The following is an 18,061-nucleotide window of genomic DNA, read 5'->3' on the forward strand; positions in this document are numbered from 1 at the left end:
GCCACACGACGAAGGGGCGGATGCCGCAGCATCCGCCCCTTCGTCGTGTCTGAACGGTGACTCAGAAGTCCCAGTCGTCGTCTTCCGTGGCCTCGGCCTTGCCGATGACGTAGGAGGAGCCCGAACCGCTGAAGAAGTCGTGGTTCTCGTCAGATGCTTTCCATGACTCACCAACCCGCGTCATTCCGGGAGTTTGGAGGGGTGTGAGGTGTGCAGGCGGAGCCGGATGGGGTCGCAAGTGTGGGCAAAATGTGGGCAGCGTCCCGATTTTGAGACATGCCTACTCCCTGGGTTGCATATGTCCCCATATAGGGATACAGTGCTCATATGAACACAAATGACTCGGGCCGGCGGGTAGTGATGATCGCCAGAAGATCCTTCGGGGTCAATGGTGACCCCGCCAACGGCAAGAAGCAGCAGTGACCGATAGATCGAGACAGCGTCGTCTCCCCGTATACGCAGAAGAACCCCCGCCCGAGTCGTGAGACTCAAGGCGGGGGTTCTGTGGTTTCAGGCAACTCGAGCACGTCGGATCGTGGCTCGTCGTTCGATCCGTTCGCGGATCATGCGTGCGGTGATGGGGTCGGATTTGATCCCGTCGTCGGACATCGCAGCCCTTTCCAACAGCACGTAGTACCGGATTTCGCTGATGCCGAGTTCGTGTCGGATGCGTGCGTGCTTTTCGGGTGTGGCGGTTGGGTGGCGTCGTTCGAAGTCAAGTAGTTGTGCGGGCGTCATGGTGTCATCATGCTCCGGGGGTACGACAGAACGCCCCCGCCAACATCGAGAGGCGATGTCAGCGGGGGCGTTCTTCAGTGTTCGTCGAGGTCGCGCACCACGTCGAGTCGCGCGTATTGGTCATTGGGGAACGTGATGATCTCCCCGCCGATCGTTGCTTCGACCTCGATGCGGTAGCGGCCTTCTGGGAGTGTCCCGGTGAGCATGTGTGTGATCTTGCTCGAGCTCTCTCCCGGCTCGACGGTCGCGGGGAGGATGAGCACGAACGCGCCTTCTCGGGCGATGACTCGAACCGATGCCCCCGTGAGATCCATGTTCGCCACCCAGGAGATGGGGTGCTTGTCGTATTCCTTGACTTTCACGCTTCCTCCAGGATGTGCGATACGGGGATGGGTGTGAGGGTGCGCCGATGGTCTACCTCGGTAAGGGTTCGTACGCGCGGGACAGGGTTCATCTCACCAGCGACGACTCCTTGACCGGTGAGGGTGAGGATGCCGAGTGCGGTTCGGACGACATGGAACGTGACCGAGCCGATTCCGCCGAGTGCGAGCGTGCCTTGTGCGGTGCGTGCAATCCTGACGGCGGTGGTTGCTGTGCCGGTGAGGGTCAGCGTGCCGTCTGCCGTGCGTTCTGTTGCACCCGATGTCGATGCCGCCCCGGTGAGTGCCAGGGTCGCTGTGGCTGTCCTGGTGACCCGCACGACACGTTGCGCAGTGCCCGTGACAATGAGCGCGCCCGGTGCTGTCCTCGCAACCCGTGTGACCGTCTGTGCGGCCCCGTTGAGTGCGAACGTTCCCGATGCTGTGCGGCTCATTCGAACCATCCGAGTTGCCGAACCGGTCAACACCAGAGAACCAGCAGCGGTCACCTTGACGGGCGTGTTGTCTGCGAGCTGTGCCGCGTAGAACGATGCCCGCTCCTGATACCCGAGCGGTGTCATGTGCGTGGTGTCGGTGGTCAGCCAGTACGGTGACGGGTTCGCTCCCCCATCGATCGCACGAATGTGTGCGTCCCAGTCGGCGAAGGTTGCGTTACCTCGGGCGGCGAGTTTCGCTTTGATGAGGTTGTTGACGCGGATGTCGTCGGCGGATGCGGTGGCTTTGGATGTGAGGCCAATCCAAATGATCTTGGGGCCTGCACCGATTGCCGCCAGCAGTGTGTCGATGTCGGCGTTGATCGTCGCATCGGTTTGCGGGCGGTCGTTGGTGCCGAGTGCGACAATCCATGTGTCGATCGATCCGAGCCATGTGTTCGCGTCGGTGACGTTGTTGACACCCGTCTTGCCTGTCAGGTCGGCCGCAGCGATCCGCTTCCCACCGACACCCCACCAGTACAGGTCGCGGGTATTGATGCCCGCGGCGGTGAGTGCGTCGAAGTAGTGGGTGGGGCCGGCGCCGTTCTCCCCCGTATTCGAATCCCCCATGACACCGCGTCGTTTGGTTCCGAGTGCGGGCGGTGTGGCGAGAACCTGTGCGGGGGTGATGGTCGTGTCGCCGACGAGCAGCATGCGGAAGTACCAGTCCGGGAGTGCCGGGGTGGTTCCGATCTGTCCCATGCGCCAGTTGTCGACGAGTCCGAATGTGTTTGTCGCGGTGATCGTGTCGATGATGGTGGTTCCATCGGCGGCGTAGATGGTGACGGTGGCGGCGGTGGTGGTGATCTGTCCGACGATCGCGTAGGTGGTGTCGTTTGCGAGTGCGGCGGACGTGTCGAGTGAGTTGGTGGATGCGCCGTCGAGGATGATCGTGCCCGTGGATGACAGCCGCAGTCGGAACGATGTTGCACCGGCTGAGGTGAACGGGTGGAGGAACACCTGCGACGATGCCGGGTTGCCTGTCTTCCGGAACGCGAACCCGAAGTAGGTCGTCGCGGGAGATCCGAGTGGTGACCGTCCGATGATCTTCGTTGTCGCGCTTGAGGTCACCCGATACCAGGGAACCCCACTGATCGTCGCGGCAACGATCAGCGGGTTCGCGGATGTGAGCTCGGTGTCCCAGCGATCCGGGATGTTGTCGCCGGATACCTTCGCGCTGATCGCCATTACGCCTCCTTGTAGATGCGGAGACGGTGAATCACCATCCGCGACTCCTGCCATTCCGGTTTCGGTTCCCCAGCGTTCGGCCCACCGATCTGCAACGTGACCCGCGGATACCAAAGCCGGTCAGGGATCTCGTACACGGCGTCGAACCATGACGCGATCCGTGCGTTCATCGTCGGCTTCGACCACGAGTACACGGTCACCCCGTCGACACTGAACGTGATCGACCCGGTTGTCTTCTCCACGACGTACGTGTGAGGTGCGGCAGGGTCAGGGTTGGGGAGCTTCGAGTAGTCGAGCCGGGCGTTCTCTTTCCGCTTCGTGGTGTAGTTCTCCCACACGGTCGAGTACAGGCGCGGTGTCCCGTTCCAGTCGAACGGCCACGTTTCCATGACGTCGATCTCACCCGAGTCGCCATGCGTGAGGGGGCGGAACCAGAGCGCGCACGGCCACATGCCATAGTCGATCGGCACAGTGGCGGTCACCTCAGCGCGGAAGTAGTTCGGCACCTTCACGTGCTGCCCGAGAACATCCCCCGTCGTGTACGGCCGCTTCCCGAGAGCTTCACGCTTCCCCAGGATCGTCATGCCCTGCCCGTACGTCACGTTCTTGGGCGTGTTGTACGAGTTGTCGTTCGACTGGGTTTCCTGCCGTGCCACCCACCCGTCGTTCTTCTCGAACGTCGAATCATAGATCGACACCCAGCCCTCGGGATCGGCAGGCTTCTCGAGCTCCACGATCCGCGACTTGAGAGTGCCATTCTCCGAGGTCAACTCCTCGACCTCAGACTGCAGATCGTTGATGCGGTCATGCAACGGGGCGGTCACATCAGCAACCAGCCCCGCCACATACCCATCCAGCAGTGCAGCGACCGCCTCAGAGTGAGACATCAGGCCACGGTGATACTGGGAGTCAGGTCGACCTTCGCCTGCCCCGGAAGCGCACCCGTGGACGCGTTCAGAGCAAACCCGCCGATGAACGTGCCAGCCGTCGCAGCCGTCCACACACCAGCGTGCGTGTACGTGCCTGCCGGGACATCGAATGACACTTCGGAACCGTTCACCACACCGTCCGCAGCACCCGCAGTCCACGTGGTCTGCTTGCGTGCGTATGCCGGGGAACCGCCCGTCGCCTCACCCGTGCCCGTCGTGCCCGGATCGGAGACGTGGAGGCTCACCCATGCACCTAGGGCCGTGACAGCCGTCGCCGATGCTTCCTTCGTTGCGTTCGTGAATGCCATGATCACAGCCCCTTTCGTGCAGCAGCAGCGTTGATGTCGTTCTCGCGCTCCTGAGGCGTGAGCGGGGCGAGAGAAGCCAGCACATCATCACGCGACGGCCCCTGCACAGGAATCAGGATCGGCTCAGGTGCGGTGTACACGGGAGGCTTGGCGAGTCCGAGCAGCCACCCGAACTTGGGCGACACGTACAGCTCGAACAGACGCACAGCCAGGTAGTACACGCCCTGGAACAGACCCGTGATGACGATGATCAGTGCCGGCGCGAACTCGGGGTCCAGGTCGATGCCGACCGTCACGAACCAGCCGATGACGGCACCAGCGATGATCGGGGTGAACGTTCGGGCCAGAGAGTCGAATAGGGACTTCATGGTTTCTCCTTGAAGATTGGGGGTTCGGTGTGCCATTCGTCGTCGGCGAGGTAGCCGAGCCCGAGGCGGTGAAGGATCTGCGGGGGCGGCATCGGCATGTCTCCCATGCGTCCGCGCTGACCCCATTTCCAGACGCCCACGATCCATTCGCGGAACGCGTTCTGTATCTCGTGAGACTCGGCTTTGACCTTCTCGAGCTCGTTGCGGATCGGGGCGACCTGACGTTCAACTTCCTTCTCGATCGCCTCGCGCATCTTCTGGGACAGCTCGGATGCGTCGTCCCACCGGGAGGACAGGTCAGCGCTTTGGTCACGCTTGCGGGTGGCTACGAACACGAGGATCGCGCTGACCAGCGCCGTCAGACCACCAGCTCCCACGAGCCAGAAGATCCAGGATGGGATACCGGCGAGACCTTCGGGCATTAGCTATCCCTCCGGTCGCCCCACTCCACGCCGAGAATCCAGAGGCGAAGGAACGGGATCAGCATCATCACGAACACCATTGGCGCGATGACGATGCCGGTATGTCCGGGGACTGTTGCCCCGGCGATGATCATGGCGACGAAGAGGACTGCGAGCGACATGAGGATGATTACTTTCCCCGCGATCTCCATGGCCCACAGCCGGGGGAACGCACACCCGACGAAGCATGCCGCGCCCATGAAGACGAGAGTCCCGTAGATCAGCGTCGGCACCGGGTCGGGGAAGGTGAGCTTGAGGGCCTGGAAGCCTGAGAACAGTCCCGCGACACCGAGCACGAAAACCGCGATGTCGAAGACCGGGAACACGACGCGCTTGAGTGGGGCTGCGTACTTCCATTCATGTCGGGGTATCGCATCCGGGTGCCAGATTGATGCCCTCCACAGGCGCCGCATCACAGGGCCGCTTTGAGGGCCGCGATCGTCGCCTTCGGGAGCTGCGCGAGAAGCTGAGTCTTCACACCCTCGAAGTCATCACGCAGTGCGGCGTCGATGCCAGCGACCGCAGATGCGGCAAGCTGCCCACCGATCGCCTTCACCTGCGCGTCGGTCAGCTTGATCTCCCCACCACGTGACGCCTCGAGCATCGCTTTGAGCGAGTACGGCGACAGGGTGTGGATGTAGTTGATGTCGGCGCGGATTGCGTGCGCGGCGTCGATGACACTCTGGTTGCCGCTGATGACCGTGTTGTGCACAGTGGCGACGTCAGCCTTCACTCCCTGCACCTGCGCATTGGTCTGCGCCACGATATCGGCGCCGAGCTGAATCAGAAACAGGCGGTCTTTGTCGTCGAGGGGCATATCGTCTCCTTCTGCGAGTCCCCCACCGCTTGCGGGAGACGAAATGAGGTTGGTGAGGAACGGCACAGGATCGACCTGTCCCGTGTTCGAGTAGTGGACTGTGCCAGGCGAGATCTCGATGTGCAGGTGGATGTCGATCGCACCCGTCCTGCCCATGACGCCGATCGGGTCACCGGCTTTCACCTGCTGCCCGACGCGCACCGAGTACGACGCCAGGTGCAGGGAGCGGGAGAAGAACCCGTCGTGCTGAATCCACACCTGTGTTCCGCCGCCCGACCAACCGCCAGGCGTACCGACCACGCGCACCACGCCGTCTTCCACAGCACGCACGGTCGAGAACCCCACCGTGTCCATACCACGGTGGAACTTCGAGGCGTTCGGGTTCGCCAGGTTGCGCGGGCCGAACCCGCTCGACACATACGGCTTGGTCTTCGTTCCGTTCGGCCACACAGCCATGCGGTTTCCCCTTTCGTGAGTGCGCCCAACACGGGGCAGGAACGACGAAACCCCCACCGAGAGGGTGAGGGTTTCGACTGGTTCTGAGGTCGTATCAGCGGGCGAGTATTCGACGTCCGATGGGTTCAGGCATCTCGAAGAGAGCCCGTGAGATCCGTGAACGCTTGGCGAGCGCGTACACGGCGATGCTGACGGCGAAGATCCCCACGAGCACCACGACCGGCGCGATCATCCGAACCCACGCCGTGTCGATCGTCTCGCCGAACACCCTGTTACGAACAAGGATCGCCGCCCAGATCAGCGGAACGTGCATCACGTAGACCGGGAGTGTCCGCTTGCCGATGAAGCCGAGCGCTCGAGCGGCTGGCGTCCAGTGGCAGACAGCAGCCATGACGACCGTGATGCAGAACACCGCGGCGACGTCCCGGAGCATGAGAGCTCCGACGTACCCAGGGGCAGAGCCAGGCATTCGTCGAACGACGTCGATCATCGTGACAGAGACAGCCAGCATGAGCGGCACTCGCCACACGAGCCCGGTCGCGACGAAGCGAGACATGATCTCCTTGCCGTATACGCCGAGGCCGAACAGGAAGAAGTAGTAGATGCCCCGGTCGATCATCGCGAAGTCGGACGGGAGCGCGACCTTGAGGGAGATCACCGCGACGGCGATGGCCGCGCTCATCACGAGCGCGGGATGCACGCGGGCGAGGGTCGTGAAGACGACGACGTTCACAGCCAGGAAGAACACGAACCACAGGGGCGTCGCCGGAAGGAACAACTGCTTGAAGAAGCCAGTCGGCGACACACCCTGCGGTAGCGGCGTGTGAACGATGAAGGTGATGATCGCGAAGATCGCCAACCACACCACGTACAGGTAGTACGACGACGCTGCGCGTACGAGGTTCCGACGCTCGCCCCACCCGGAACGGATGCGGCTGGACATCAGGAAACCGGAGAGGGCGAACAGCACCGGGAGCCGGAAGGCGCCCACCATGGACGTGACTTCCTGCCACCCTCCCATGTCGGCGTGCGCTCGCCCAGTCGGTGCCAGGAACCAGATCATGGTGTGCATCAGGACGATCGCGACGATCGCGAACGCTCGGGACGCGTCGACCCAGGCGAGGCGCGGATATTCTGGCATTCCGCAATCCTAAGCTCACAGCGGAGTCACAGATCCCGCGGCGGGAGCGTTATCATCGACGCATGTCCGAAGATGTTCTCGAGTGCACGCGCTGCTACGACACCCGCTATGACGCATCGGGTCAGCCCTGCACATGCAGGGAGACCGTCAACCCCATCCGTCAGCTCATCGAGTTCTTCAAGTCGCTCAGGTAATCGGGTACATGGTGGCCATCATGTTGCGAAGCCACGTCTGCTCAGAGCTGTTCATCGCGTACGCGTAAGAACCCCACTCGGCAATGTTGATGCGTGAGAACGTCGTGTTCGCTCGCCCGACCTCCATGATCCCCGGCGCCTGAGTGCCGAGCGTTCCGTCGAACCACACGCCGTCCATGAGCAGACGCGACGAAGCGCCGTTGTAGACGCCCACGAACAGATGCCACCCATCGTCGACAGTGAGATTCGACAGGAGCAGCGATGAACGCCACGCCTGCAGCTTCCTGTCGGCGTTGATCGAGAGTGTTCCGTTCGACCCCGCGCCCGCTGAGATGATGCCGCGCGTTGTGGCACCTGCGGGGATCTGCGCGACCGCGTAGACGGTGTATCCGGCCGTGCCGATAGCGGTAGCGTCTGAGTTGCGGTTCAGCATGATTTGGCTGATGCCGTCGAACTCGAGGTATGTCGCCGCCCGTGTGATCCGCTTGATCGGTGCAGAGGCGGTCGAGCTGTACATCTCACCGGGTGCGGGATGCAGGTTGGGAACGGCCAGAACCTTCTCGCCGTCCGCCTCCACCGTGTTGACGGCAACGTACCGCCGCCACGGGTCGTGCAGGTCGTGCGGGTTGATGTACACCGGCTTGCTGCCAGGGTTGATGAACGTGGTGTCCAGCTTGCGAACGACTGTGCTCACAGGGTGTACCAGCCTTTCGTGGTCGTGACTGCGGCAAGACGTTTACCGATCGCTTCGTAGCCAGCAGCGTTCAGGTGGAGTGAGTCCGACATGAGAGACGGCGGAATCCGGTCCTCACTGATTGCCGTTGTGTCCGCGGCAGTCGGAGTGATCCCGGCTGAGGCCAGTCCGTTGCGGATGATCCACCCGCGGAGGTCGTAGTAGTTCTGCCCATGCGCCGCCTCCAGTGCATCGTTGACGGCCTTCACGTTGTTGTAGCCGGTTGACCCAGACGGTTCCGACTGCGCGTTGAACACCGGGATTACCAGATATGGCATCCGACGCAGCATCGCCCAGTTCGCAAGCGCCCGGACATCGCGAGTGATTCGATCCACGTTGACGTTGTTTCGGCCGACCCAGATGATCGGTGCGGAATTGCCTGTAGCGCGTGTTGCCGCCATCCAACGAGTCTCAGGCGGGCATGCCGTCGCTGAGCCAGCCGTCCCGCGCGTGAAAGACCACACACCAGTGTCGGACTTCGCCAGCACGCCCGGGATGCCGTTCAGTGATCCAGCAAAACTGCGAGCGGTGCTTGACCACCACGACGAGATAGAAACAGTCGCCCCCACAGAACCCGAAGCCGGGATTATGTCACCCGTCACCGTCACCCACAGGTCAAGGCCACCGCCCTCCAGCGAGACCTCCGTAGACGTGTAGTAGGACTTGCCGTTGTTCGCCACGGGGACGGGTACGAGACCGCCCATGATATTCGGGTAGCTGACACCGCCGCCGCCGAAACCCTCTGTCATGGAATCGCCGCGGGCATCGACGGACGTGACACTTACAGTGCCACCGCCGCCACCGCCGCCCGATACGGACGGCCACTGCGAGCCATCCTGGTACAGAATCCACGACACGCGGTTGGCGTTGTCCATGATGATTTCGCTGACGTACTTTCCAGCGTGCATCCAGTTGCGGACGGGGCGAGGTGCGCCGGGGTCGCTGTGCTGAACAAGGTCGAGGCCGGTCACCTTCGCCGTGACAGCACTCTCAGCCGCTGTCTGTGCCGCAGCCTTGATAGTCGGATCATTCGAGATGATGTCGACGGCGACAGCTTCAACACGCTCATCAACCGCATCCGTCGCGACCGTGTTTCCACGAACGCTCACCGCCATCGTCTCAGGAGTCGCAACAGTCAGACGACCTGCAGGAATCACGGGCATGTCAGCCCCTCTCCGGCGCGTAAACCAACGCACCATCCGAAGTCACGTTCGTCAGATCGATCCACACGATCCCCTCAGTCCCCGGAGGAGGCGGGCCGAGCTCCGCGACGATCGTCCCCATAGGGACAGGCGGATACAGACCAGTGATCGGCCCACCGCCGCCACTGTTGAAAACCGGCCACTCCACATACGAGCGCGCACGCTTCTCGGGGGGTTCCGTCTCCTGGCCGGGGACCAGCCAATCCATAGTCATCACATAGTCGAGGCCGGATTCGACCCTCACCCAGAACGACCCATTCGTGAGATTCAGGTTCGCCTGCGTCTCCACACCCGCAAGGAGTGACCCCGAGATGCGAGACGCGAGAGGTTTAGCCCACAACCTCGGCTGCAACGATGCCGGGATCACCACATGAGAGTGATCCCACGCCGAACCCGTAACTTCAACCAGTGCCATAGCCCCTCCAAACACAAAACGCCCCTATTCGGGGCGGGAGAACAGATGTACGATCGGGGCATTAAGAGACCCGGACGAGTAGCAGCTCGCCCGGGTCAGACGCCGATCACTGGAGGATCGACATGCCAAAGATAACAGCGCCCACTCTCATGGCACTAGCCGCGCTCGCCCTCACAGGATGCGCGACTAGCTCCGCCGAAGCAGTGCCGCCACGGATGACACCAGCAGAAGCCGACTACCTCGAGGCCATCCGCGAAGTAGTCGACCTTCCCGACGATGAACTGATAGAAGCCGGTCATGCGGCGTGCGGGCAGATCCTTGCCGGACGCGACATCTTCCAGGTGCACATCTTCGATGACGACATCAACGAGGACGGTTTCTACCGCGACAGTGTGCGCGTCGCACTTGCCGCCGCGCCTCGCCTGTGCCCTGACCTCGATTAGTCCAGGGCAGAGAAGCTGCGCGGGTTGATCGGCGTGCCGTTCACATGCACCTCGAAGTGGAGGTGCGGCGCGGTCGAAGATCCTGTCGAGCCCACCTGGCCCAGAGTTGCGCCCTTCGTCACGGCGTCTCCCACTGAAAGCGGGGACGGCGACAGCATGTGGAAGTAGTGCGTCTGCACGTTGTTGGCATGCGAAAGAACGATGTAGTTTCCGCGGTCGCCGCCCGATCCCTTGGACAGAACGGTTCCCCTCGAAGCAGCCGGGATATTCGCCCCGTTCGGAGCGCCGAAGTCGATGCCATTGTGCATCGCCTCTTCACCCGTCACGGGGTGGATTCGCATACCGAACTCAGACGTCACAATCGACAAGCTGAACGGCCAATCGAAGTCGCCACCCATCGGCCCACCAGAACCCGGCGAGTAACGACGCAGAGTGCCATCTAGCTGAATCCCCAGCCAAAAGTCCGGGACCGCCTCCGCGGCCGCGTTCGTCACGCCGATAAGCCGAATCGCATCGGGTGTCACCGCAACGCGACGGTTAGGGCTTCCCGCCACCATCATCTGAATGCCGCCATCTGATCCGGCGATCTCACCAGTCGACCCGACCTTGATCTTCGCGAGTCCACCCTCCTGTGTGATCACGATCGGATCGGGGCCACTGACCGTGATCTTCCCGCCACCCGTCAGCGTCACGTTGCCCTGCTGGGTCGTGTTCCCCGTCTGGGTGACGTTCCCGGCGATCGTCCCGGCGCCATTCATGTTCCACGGGCCGTTTTGGGTCAGCGTGCCCGTCGCGGTCACGTTGCCCGTGATCGTCACGTTCCCGGAGATCGTGCCAGTGCCCGACAGATTCCACGGGCCAGAGACAGTGAACGAACCCGTCACAGTCGACGTGCCATTCACCGACATCGTGCCGTTGACGATCAGGTTTCCGCCACCATCAACACGGATCGTTCCGCCGATGATGCGGATCTGACCGTTCGTCACCGATGCGGCCTCGAGAGGGTTCGCGCGCTGCAGTCGGCGGATCTCCGCTTTCATCTCGTCGAGCTCGGCGCGCAGCTTCTGATTCAGGTCATCAGCCATACGACTGCACCCCCGGTTTCACAATGTCGCTCAGGTCGCCAGATAGCGTGATCACCCGTTGTGGGTGTGAGCCGTCGTCGATGTAGTCACTCCCGAACACGTGCAGGTCATGAATCGCGCCGGGCGCCGCCATCGCGACACCAACCTCTGCGATGTGCAGGCTGTAGTCCCACTGCTCGGTCGACGCGTGCTTCCGTGCGAATGCCACGTTCGTCGCGTTCTGCAAGCGGGTAGCATCCTCGAGGTCAGGGAAAGCCTCATCGGAGTCCATGACCGGTAGGTCGCCGATACCGTCGCCGCTCGTCGGAGCGAACTTATACGGAGTGTCCTGACCGCGCCCCTTTCCGAACCCGAGAAGACCCGTCCGCTGCCCCACGAAGTCTTCCTCCGTGGTCAGACCGAGAACAATCGACCGTGGCGCGTTCACTGGGAGCAAGAACGGCGTGCCCGATGCGATCACCGGCTGGCACACCACCGCGTACCGGAGATACCCGTTCGCATCGAGGTACGGCCGGAAGTCGATCTCCGCACCGTCCTTCTCGACCTGCGACAGAAGATCCTCGGTCGTCAGCTTCTCCTCGTGCTTCCACGCGGCATTGAACGAACCGGAACCATCCGCGGGGAGGTCTAGAGGAAGTTCCCACCCGGAAACGGCATTGCTCTTTGTCGCCGCGAGAAGCACCGCACGAACCGTCGCAGCATGTGACCGGTTGACGATCGTCAGGATGCCCGCGGCCGGGTTGTACTCGTTGACACCGAACGGATACCGGGTGCCGAGGATCGCAGCACGCAACTCTGTCGAGCTCAGAACGAGCATCGACCCGGACTCCACGAAACGGCGGTTGCGGATCACGCCGGCATACGCGACCTGATCACCCCACCGCTGCACCAACGTGTACTTGTTGCCGCGGGAGATCTCCCGAATCATCGACTTCGGAATGCCAGCATCCCGCAGCAGGATCGTGTGCGTTGCCGAACCCTTCGAGCCGAGCGTTCGATTCCACCGCGCCGACGCGAGAGGACGACCCGTCTTGAACACGAACTCAGGAGAACCGGAGCGGGTCGAGTAGATGCCTGCTTCCCAGTCCATGCGACCCCCTACGAGAACGTGTCGGTCAGCTTGACCGTCATCAGCCCCGAACCCGAGACCGGAGTGAGCGACATCGTGGATGCGACACCGGGCGAGATCGTGAACGTTTGCGCGCGCGACACGGCACCCTGCTGGAGGACACCGTTTCGGTACAGCCATCCAGTGTTGAAGTCGATCCGGTGCGTCTGTCCAGCACTGAGAGCCTGCGACACGATGTACTGCGCCCCACCCGGACCATTCACCCGATACCCGGAAGGCATCGTCCCGGTGATTGTCACGTTGGGTGCCGCGTCCGTGTTGCCGTAGTGGAACACGGACACTGACGCCGCAGGACCGAACGTTCCCGTCTCCCCGTAGAGCAGCGGGTCAGGGGCCTCGACGGTAATCGAGTAGGACGCGGTCTCTTCGGGAAGCAGAATCCGAGCCTCCACCGACACTCGGCGAACATCCGCCCAGACCGTTGACGGCCCCTGGGCGGTGAGACGATCAGTCCCACCGCCCAGCAGCCCCGAGAGTGCACGGATCGCATGCTCCTGCTCCCCCGCCGACTTCGTGAGCACCAACCCAGACCACGAGACCCGCCGCGCATCGAAGAATCCCGGCGCCGGAAAGGAACCGTGCGCGTTGGGGCGAGCGGTGTCCTCTCGGCGAATCCCGACACTCTCCAAACCGGAGACTGTCGCGATCGTGTACCGGTGGTCACCCTCGCTGCCGTCGAACTCCAGGCCACCGAGGCGCAACTGAAAATCCATCACTGTCCCCTCAGCCCAGAACCCAGAGCGTCGTTCTTCTGCTCGATGCGGATGTCCACGTACTGCAAGAGGTCGATGCCACCCTTCGGCTGCACCACCACGTCGAACCGCGGAGACTCGCCCGAAGGTGCCGAAGCAGCGGGCGCGGCCACCGCCGAGATCGACGGCTGCTGGAGAACACCGAGACGCTGCCCGGTCTCTTCCCAGATCTTCACGCTGCGCTTCTGCTGCCCCGGATCGCCCGATATGTACGTCTCCCACGGCAACCACGGCTCAGCGAACTTGTGGATGCTCCCCGACGTGCCCGAGTAGATCCCGGACGCGAACCCGCCAGCCGCGAACGACTGGTAGTCGTAGAAGTTGCCGACCGCGTTACCCGCGACGAGACCGCCCTGACCGCCCTGGCCCGTCGACACGTGCAAGGACTTGTCGCCCGTCACACTCCGCAGCGCATCCTGGACGCGCATCAGCTCGTTATAGACCTCAGACGTACCCGTGACCGAGACATTGATCGGAGCCGCGACAGGCATGTTCTGCACCTGCCATGCGACATCACGCAACGCCTGCTCAGTGAGAGCCGCAGACCCCAGGTTGGTGTCAGCCCACGCCGCCGCTTCCTCACGAGACGCGAAGAAGCCCTGAATCTGATCCAGGAGAGCGTCGCGGCCCCGGTAGTACGCCGCGGTCGCTTCGTCGGCCGATAGCCCGTTGTCGATCATCGACTCAGCAGATGTGCGGTGAGATTCTTCCACCTCACGGAGCGAATCACGCAGAGCAATCGATGCATCGTTGGTGCCCGTGATGGACACTTCCTCAGCCGCCGCTGCCTCGACCATGCGGTTGATCGCCGACTGTGCCGCGTCCTGCGCGTCACCCATATCCAGGGCTGTGCGACCGACGTTCTCGAGCGCCTCCCGCAGATGGTTCAACTGCTCCTGCGACTGCTCAGCAGACTCGCCCATCATGGCGATATCGTCCGCCGCGCCAGCAGATGCCCCACCCGCGAGCTCAGACGAGTTCGCGACGCCATCCAGAGCATCCTGGTACGCGGGCATCAGACCATTGACGTCCTCAACCGAGTAGCCCTGCTCCTTCGCCGCCTTCGCGATCTCGTTGAACGCAACGGCGGCGCGGTCCGCGTCACCCTGGTTCACCATCTCTGCGAGGCTTTCACCCATCAGTGCGAACTGTTCACGTGTTTCCGTCACCTGATCGGCAAGCGAGCCACCCGCGACGATCCCATTCAGAGACGAACCGAACCGCTCCATGTTGGAGTTGAAACTTCCGCCAAGCAGCAGCTCGAGCGCCGAATCCAGGTCAGTGACATCTGACGACAATCCCGCGAACGGCGCATCGAAGTCCTGACCAAGAACCAGCTTGAGCGTCTCCTGGTAGCTCTTAGCTCCATCAGACGCGGCGCCGAACGCCTCAGCAGTCTTCGACACGGCGATCGTCAGAGCGACGAACCCAACCGCAGCACCTGCGATCTTCGCCGCGGTGCCGATGAACTGGCCGGCGCGCTGAGCGCCCGTGCCCATCGTGGCCAACGCGTCCCGGTACTCCTGCACCTTCGGGACAGCGAGCATGAACGCGCCCGTGCCGAGGCCGACAGCACCCACGAGAGCACCAACACCGAGAGCCGCCTGCTGCGCCCAGTCCGGCGCACTGTTGAACGAGTTCGTCATATCGGTGATCGTCTGCACGAACTCCCGCAGCGGGCCGTTCGCACCCTCACCCATCGTGATCAGCGCAGAATCCAGCGCGCCCGTGAATGCTTCCCAGTCACCCTTGAGGTTGTCCAGACGAGTCGCTGCAGTCTCCGACGCGTAACCCGAGTCGTCGACAGCATCCGACCACTTACGGACAGCATCAGCGCCACCCTCATACAGGATCGACGCCGCACGAATCGCATCCTGACCAAACAGGTTCGCGAGAGCAGCGTTACGTTCCTCCTGCGTGAGGCCCTTGAGGCGCGTCTGCAACTGCGACGCGACACCCTCCATGCCGATGAACTGGCCCTGAGCATCGTAGAACTCGAGGCCAAGCTGACCCATCTGCTCAGCCGCTTCACCAGTCGGATTCGCGAGACGCAGAAGCATGTTTCGGAACGACGTACCCGCATCCGAACCCAACAGGCCAGCAGACGCAAACTGCGTCAGAGTGCCCACCGTGTCATCGAGCGACAGGCCCATCTGAGCCGCCACCAGACCAGACTGGTTGAGGGCCTGAGACATCTCCTCGACGCCACCCTGAGCCTTACCAGCACCGGCCGCGAGAAGGTCAGCGACGTGGCCGACCTCGCGACCCGAAAGGCCGAACTGGGTCATCGCAGATGCGGCGATCTCCGCAGCATCGGCCACGGCGATATTGCCCGCTGCCGCCAAGTCGAGTGCGCCGTCCAGCGCACCGTCGAGCACGTTCGCAGTGGAGATACCCGCCTTCGACAGCTCTTCGATCGCCTGAGCAGCCTCAGTCGCCGAGTAGACGGTGCGAGCGCCGGCGTCGATCGCCGCGTCACGCAGCAGATCCATATTCGCTTCGGTCTCATGCGTCGCCGCCTGCACCGCCGACATCTGTGCGTCGAATTCGGCGAACTTCGATACGGCGACCGCGACACCAGCCGCGACCGCAGCGCCGAACCCGAGCGCCGCAGCACCGAGAACGTTGAACGCTTCCTTCTTCTGCGCCAACTTCTCCGTCTCAGAACCGAGCTCGCGAGTCTTCTTCGCCGCGGCCTCGGCACCCTGCATGTACCCCTGGGCGGCGAGGACTAGCGATATCTTGACGACGCGTTCAGCCATGGCGACTCCTAAACGGGATCGCGCTACACTCAGCGCATGCGAAAACTGCTGACAGCGACTGCGTTAGCGGGTGTGGTTCTGCTCCTGGCTGGATGCAGTGCGCCCGACAGAGAAACGCAGGCACGAGACCTGTGCCTCAAGTCGGCAGAAGAGCAAACTGGGCACTCCCTGACGCCCAAAGACGTCAAGTCGATGAACATCGGAGACGCCCTCTATGAGGCGGAACTGACCGACGAGCGCGACACAGACGACGCCAACGCGACGTTCACCGTCACGGGCGATGTCACATGGGAAGAGGGCAGCACCGAGAAGCGGCAGAGCCTGCTGTGCACCGTCACGTTCGAAGACGGTGAACTCAAAGGCGAGGTAGACGCAGCACTGTTCTAGTGATCGACCCTCACCGCATAGAAGCGGCGTGCGGTCGACGGGTCGTCCTTGAAGTCCTTCTCACGTTGCTCGACGGCATCCTGATACCAGTCACGAACAACCCGAGCTTCGTAGTGGTACGTCGCCTGAGGGTTATTCGGGTCCGCGTCGGCCGACGTCGTTTCGTCCACCGGCAGGCCGTGCGAGCCGAGTGAACCTTCGTACTCGATGAGAGCGGCGAGCATCGCGTACTGTTCCGCGTCGTACTCGGCTTCACGCGTCACTCGGACTCGGCGACGGCCTTCTTCGTCGGTGTCTTCGACGTGGACTTCTTCCGGTTCCCAGCCCCAGAGCCGCCGCGGGGAGATGCCGAGGTCGCGCGCGAGGCGGAGATCTCGGAGGAGTCGCGGGTCGTCTCGGAGGCGGTCACGAAAAAACTCACATCGACCGCCCCGACCGAACGGTTGACGTGGACGACGGCCTTGGCGATGCGGTCATGCTCACCATCGGTGATGTTCTTGTCGATCGCAGCCCAGTCTTCGGCGTCGAGCTCATGCTCTTCACCGTCGTCATCCAGGTAGACCGCCGAGTTCTTCGCGGCATGCATGAAGAACTTGGCCGAGTCGTACGGCTCCTGCTTACCCTTGCGGGGCGGGCACTCCACCAGCCACCGGTTGTACGTGAGCCGATCCACACCCTTGATGCGGAGCGTGACCGAAGCTGCACGGATCTGCTCTTCGAGATCTGCGACGCGTGCCTTCGCAGAACTGGACGCCGACACCATGCGGTCATCCTGCACAGCGGACGGGCGTACGCGAGTCATCGCCTCGTCACGCTGCTCGAGCAGGTCAAGATCGAGGCAGATCGGCACGTCCTTATGCGGCATCTTCCGGGCATTCATGCGGTCAGAGAGGTTCGACACGGGGGTTCTCCTTGAAAGTCAACACGGGTCACGGGAAACCTGAGGGCCGGCCCCGTGTAACCGGCCCTCAGGGGTATGTCACGCTGCGACGAGCTGCTTGAAGGAAGCCCAGTTGCCGCGGATGAACGCCTTCTGCTGGATGCGGTCGACGGCGTTGTCCTCGACAGCGACCACCGACTGCTCACCCATGCGGACAGCGACAGCCTCGTACCAGTCGCCGACCGCGAAGTCTTCGGCGTCCTCGTCGATCTGGAGGAAGTGAACGAGCACGCCCTCCGTGCCCTCGGCGAGAGCGATGCGCGCCTCATCCTCGGTCGGCTCGTTCAGGTTGAACGTGTACTGGAGGGCGAGCGTCCGCGACTTCGCGCCGGGAAGTTCGTAGTCCTGTGCGGAGCAGTAACGGGCATCGTTGATGACCGCCTGATCGGAGGTCGGAGCCCAACCGTTCTGGCGGCTCAGGTAGCAGGATACGTTCTCTGCTGCCGTGACTGCGGTGACGGTGAGTGCGTTGATGTCAGTGACCGGGCCGGGGATGAACACGACACGACGCGTGCCCATCGACGGGACAGCCGAGGGAAGATTCAGAACCATGGGTTACTCCTTTTTCGAATCCACGGGAGTGGTACGGCGCCCCTCGGCGAGGTTCACCTTGAGCTTGGGACGGCGCGGTCGCGTCGTCTCCGGGTAGCGCGCCTTGTCGACGCGCTGGTACTTGGTGTCGTCGAAAGACTCGACAGGAAGGTCAAACTCGTGACCCTCAGACTTGGACTTCACACGCATGTATCGGGTCATGACGACT

At 62.8% G+C, this 18,061-nt stretch carries 24 protein-coding genes; 3 read left to right on the top strand and 21 right to left on the bottom strand.

Annotated elements, in window-relative coordinates:
* Positions 1-61 precede the first annotated feature (61 nt).
* From AC3WS6_RS14200 to AC3WS6_RS14250, 11 genes are all read right to left on the bottom strand, one after another.
* Positions 62-184 (bottom strand): hypothetical protein, encoded by a 123-nt coding sequence (locus tag AC3WS6_RS14200; RefSeq protein ID WP_492502331.1) that lies wholly within the window; start codon positions 182-184, stop codon positions 62-64.
* Between the two features lie 326 nt (positions 185-510).
* Entirely contained in the window at positions 511-738 is a 228-nt protein-coding gene (locus AC3WS6_RS14205) for a DUF3263 domain-containing protein (protein WP_492501685.1), read from the bottom strand.
* Positions 739-812: 74 nt separating this feature from the next.
* Positions 813-1,100: a hypothetical protein gene (locus AC3WS6_RS14210; RefSeq protein ID WP_492501686.1), complete on the bottom strand. Its 288-nt coding sequence runs from the start codon at positions 1,098-1,100 to the stop codon at positions 813-815.
* Positions 1,097-2,779, bottom strand: a complete 1,683-nt coding sequence (locus tag AC3WS6_RS14215) for a GDSL-type esterase/lipase family protein (protein ID WP_492501687.1) — start codon at positions 2,777-2,779, stop codon at positions 1,097-1,099. The genes AC3WS6_RS14210 and AC3WS6_RS14215 overlap by 4 nt, the downstream gene beginning before the upstream one ends.
* Positions 2,779-3,666, bottom strand: a complete 888-nt coding sequence (locus AC3WS6_RS14220; RefSeq protein WP_492501688.1) for a hypothetical protein — start codon at positions 3,664-3,666, stop codon at positions 2,779-2,781. Before AC3WS6_RS14220 ends, AC3WS6_RS14215 begins: the two co-directional genes overlap by 1 nt.
* Entirely contained in the window at positions 3,666-4,016 is a 351-nt protein-coding gene (locus AC3WS6_RS14225; protein WP_492501689.1) for a phage tail fiber protein, read from the bottom strand. The genes AC3WS6_RS14220 and AC3WS6_RS14225 overlap by 1 nt, the downstream gene beginning before the upstream one ends.
* 2 nt (positions 4,017-4,018) lie before the next feature.
* The gene (locus AC3WS6_RS14230; protein ID WP_492501690.1) at positions 4,019-4,384 is read right to left on the bottom strand and encodes a hypothetical protein; all 366 of its coding nucleotides are present in this window, start codon (positions 4,382-4,384) and stop codon (positions 4,019-4,021) included.
* Positions 4,381-4,806, bottom strand: a complete 426-nt coding sequence (locus AC3WS6_RS14235; RefSeq protein ID WP_492501691.1) for a hypothetical protein — start codon at positions 4,804-4,806, stop codon at positions 4,381-4,383. Before AC3WS6_RS14235 ends, AC3WS6_RS14230 begins: the two co-directional genes overlap by 4 nt.
* On the bottom strand, positions 4,806-5,171 hold the full coding sequence (locus AC3WS6_RS14240) for a hypothetical protein (RefSeq protein ID WP_492501692.1): 366 nt from the start codon (positions 5,169-5,171) through the stop codon (positions 4,806-4,808). The genes AC3WS6_RS14235 and AC3WS6_RS14240 overlap by 1 nt, the downstream gene beginning before the upstream one ends.
* A gap of 86 nt (positions 5,172-5,257) precedes the next feature.
* The gene (locus AC3WS6_RS14245) at positions 5,258-6,118 is read right to left on the bottom strand and encodes a M23 family metallopeptidase (protein WP_492501693.1); all 861 of its coding nucleotides are present in this window, start codon (positions 6,116-6,118) and stop codon (positions 5,258-5,260) included.
* A 94-nt stretch (positions 6,119-6,212) separates the two neighbouring features.
* Positions 6,213-7,259 carry an acyltransferase family protein gene (locus AC3WS6_RS14250; protein ID WP_492501694.1) on the bottom strand — a complete coding sequence of 349 codons (1,047 nt, stop codon included), beginning with the start codon at positions 7,257-7,259 and terminating at the stop codon, positions 6,213-6,215.
* A 62-nt stretch (positions 7,260-7,321) separates the two neighbouring features.
* Between AC3WS6_RS14250 and AC3WS6_RS14255 the strand changes: the two genes are divergently transcribed.
* A complete protein-coding gene (locus AC3WS6_RS14255) occupies positions 7,322-7,453 on the top strand; it encodes a hypothetical protein (protein ID WP_492501695.1) in 132 nt (43 codons plus the stop codon).
* Here the strand turns inward: AC3WS6_RS14255 and AC3WS6_RS14260 are convergent.
* A complete protein-coding gene (locus tag AC3WS6_RS14260; protein ID WP_492501696.1) occupies positions 7,446-8,147 on the bottom strand; it encodes a hypothetical protein in 702 nt (233 codons plus the stop codon). The genes AC3WS6_RS14255 and AC3WS6_RS14260 overlap by 8 nt on opposite strands.
* Positions 8,144-9,349, bottom strand: a complete 1,206-nt coding sequence (locus AC3WS6_RS14265) for an SGNH/GDSL hydrolase family protein (protein WP_492501697.1) — start codon at positions 9,347-9,349, stop codon at positions 8,144-8,146. The genes AC3WS6_RS14260 and AC3WS6_RS14265 overlap by 4 nt, the downstream gene beginning before the upstream one ends.
* A 669-nt stretch (positions 9,350-10,018) precedes the next feature.
* Between AC3WS6_RS14265 and AC3WS6_RS14270 the strand changes: the two genes are divergently transcribed.
* Positions 10,019-10,246, top strand: coding sequence for a DUF732 domain-containing protein (locus AC3WS6_RS14270; protein WP_492501698.1), 228 nt, complete (start codon positions 10,019-10,021; stop codon positions 10,244-10,246).
* On the opposite strand, the gene AC3WS6_RS14275 is transcribed toward AC3WS6_RS14270, so the two are convergent.
* From AC3WS6_RS14275 to AC3WS6_RS14290, 4 genes are all read right to left on the bottom strand, one after another.
* Entirely contained in the window at positions 10,243-11,331 is a 1,089-nt protein-coding gene (locus AC3WS6_RS14275; protein ID WP_492501699.1) for a M23 family metallopeptidase, read from the bottom strand. The two genes, AC3WS6_RS14270 and AC3WS6_RS14275, sit on opposite strands and share 4 nt — an antisense overlap.
* Positions 11,324-12,184, bottom strand: coding sequence for a hypothetical protein (locus AC3WS6_RS14280; protein ID WP_492501700.1), 861 nt, complete (start codon positions 12,182-12,184; stop codon positions 11,324-11,326). The genes AC3WS6_RS14275 and AC3WS6_RS14280 overlap by 8 nt, the downstream gene beginning before the upstream one ends.
* Before the next feature lie 245 nt (positions 12,185-12,429).
* Positions 12,430-13,173: a hypothetical protein gene (locus AC3WS6_RS14285; protein ID WP_492501701.1), complete on the bottom strand. Its 744-nt coding sequence runs from the start codon at positions 13,171-13,173 to the stop codon at positions 12,430-12,432.
* The gene (locus tag AC3WS6_RS14290) at positions 13,173-15,974 is read right to left on the bottom strand and encodes a phage tail tape measure protein (RefSeq protein WP_492501702.1); all 2,802 of its coding nucleotides are present in this window, start codon (positions 15,972-15,974) and stop codon (positions 13,173-13,175) included. Before AC3WS6_RS14290 ends, AC3WS6_RS14285 begins: the two co-directional genes overlap by 1 nt.
* A 36-nt stretch (positions 15,975-16,010) precedes the next feature.
* On the opposite strand from AC3WS6_RS14290, the gene AC3WS6_RS14295 reads away from it, so the two are divergent.
* Entirely contained in the window at positions 16,011-16,361 is a 351-nt protein-coding gene (locus AC3WS6_RS14295) for a hypothetical protein (protein ID WP_492501703.1), read from the top strand.
* Here AC3WS6_RS14295 and AC3WS6_RS14300 read toward each other — a convergent pair.
* The 4 genes from AC3WS6_RS14300 to AC3WS6_RS14315 all read right to left on the bottom strand — a co-directional run bounded on the left by AC3WS6_RS14300 (position 16,358) and on the right by AC3WS6_RS14315 (position 18,054).
* Positions 16,358-16,624 (bottom strand): hypothetical protein, encoded by a 267-nt coding sequence (locus tag AC3WS6_RS14300; RefSeq protein WP_492501704.1) that lies wholly within the window; start codon positions 16,622-16,624, stop codon positions 16,358-16,360. The genes AC3WS6_RS14295 and AC3WS6_RS14300 overlap by 4 nt on opposite strands.
* Positions 16,621-17,262 carry a hypothetical protein gene (locus tag AC3WS6_RS14305; RefSeq protein WP_492501705.1) on the bottom strand — a complete coding sequence of 214 codons (642 nt, stop codon included), beginning with the start codon at positions 17,260-17,262 and terminating at the stop codon, positions 16,621-16,623. The genes AC3WS6_RS14300 and AC3WS6_RS14305 overlap by 4 nt, the downstream gene beginning before the upstream one ends.
* Positions 17,263-17,340: 78 nt before the next feature.
* A complete protein-coding gene (locus tag AC3WS6_RS14310; protein ID WP_492501706.1) occupies positions 17,341-17,853 on the bottom strand; it encodes a phage tail tube protein in 513 nt (170 codons plus the stop codon).
* A 3-nt stretch (positions 17,854-17,856) separates the two neighbouring features.
* On the bottom strand, positions 17,857-18,054 hold the full coding sequence (locus AC3WS6_RS14315; protein ID WP_492501707.1) for a hypothetical protein: 198 nt from the start codon (positions 18,052-18,054) through the stop codon (positions 17,857-17,859).
* Between the last annotated feature and the right edge of the window lie 7 nt (positions 18,055-18,061).

The sequence above is a fragment of the Microbacterium sp. EB106-03-03-XG65 genome (assembly GCF_058791955.1).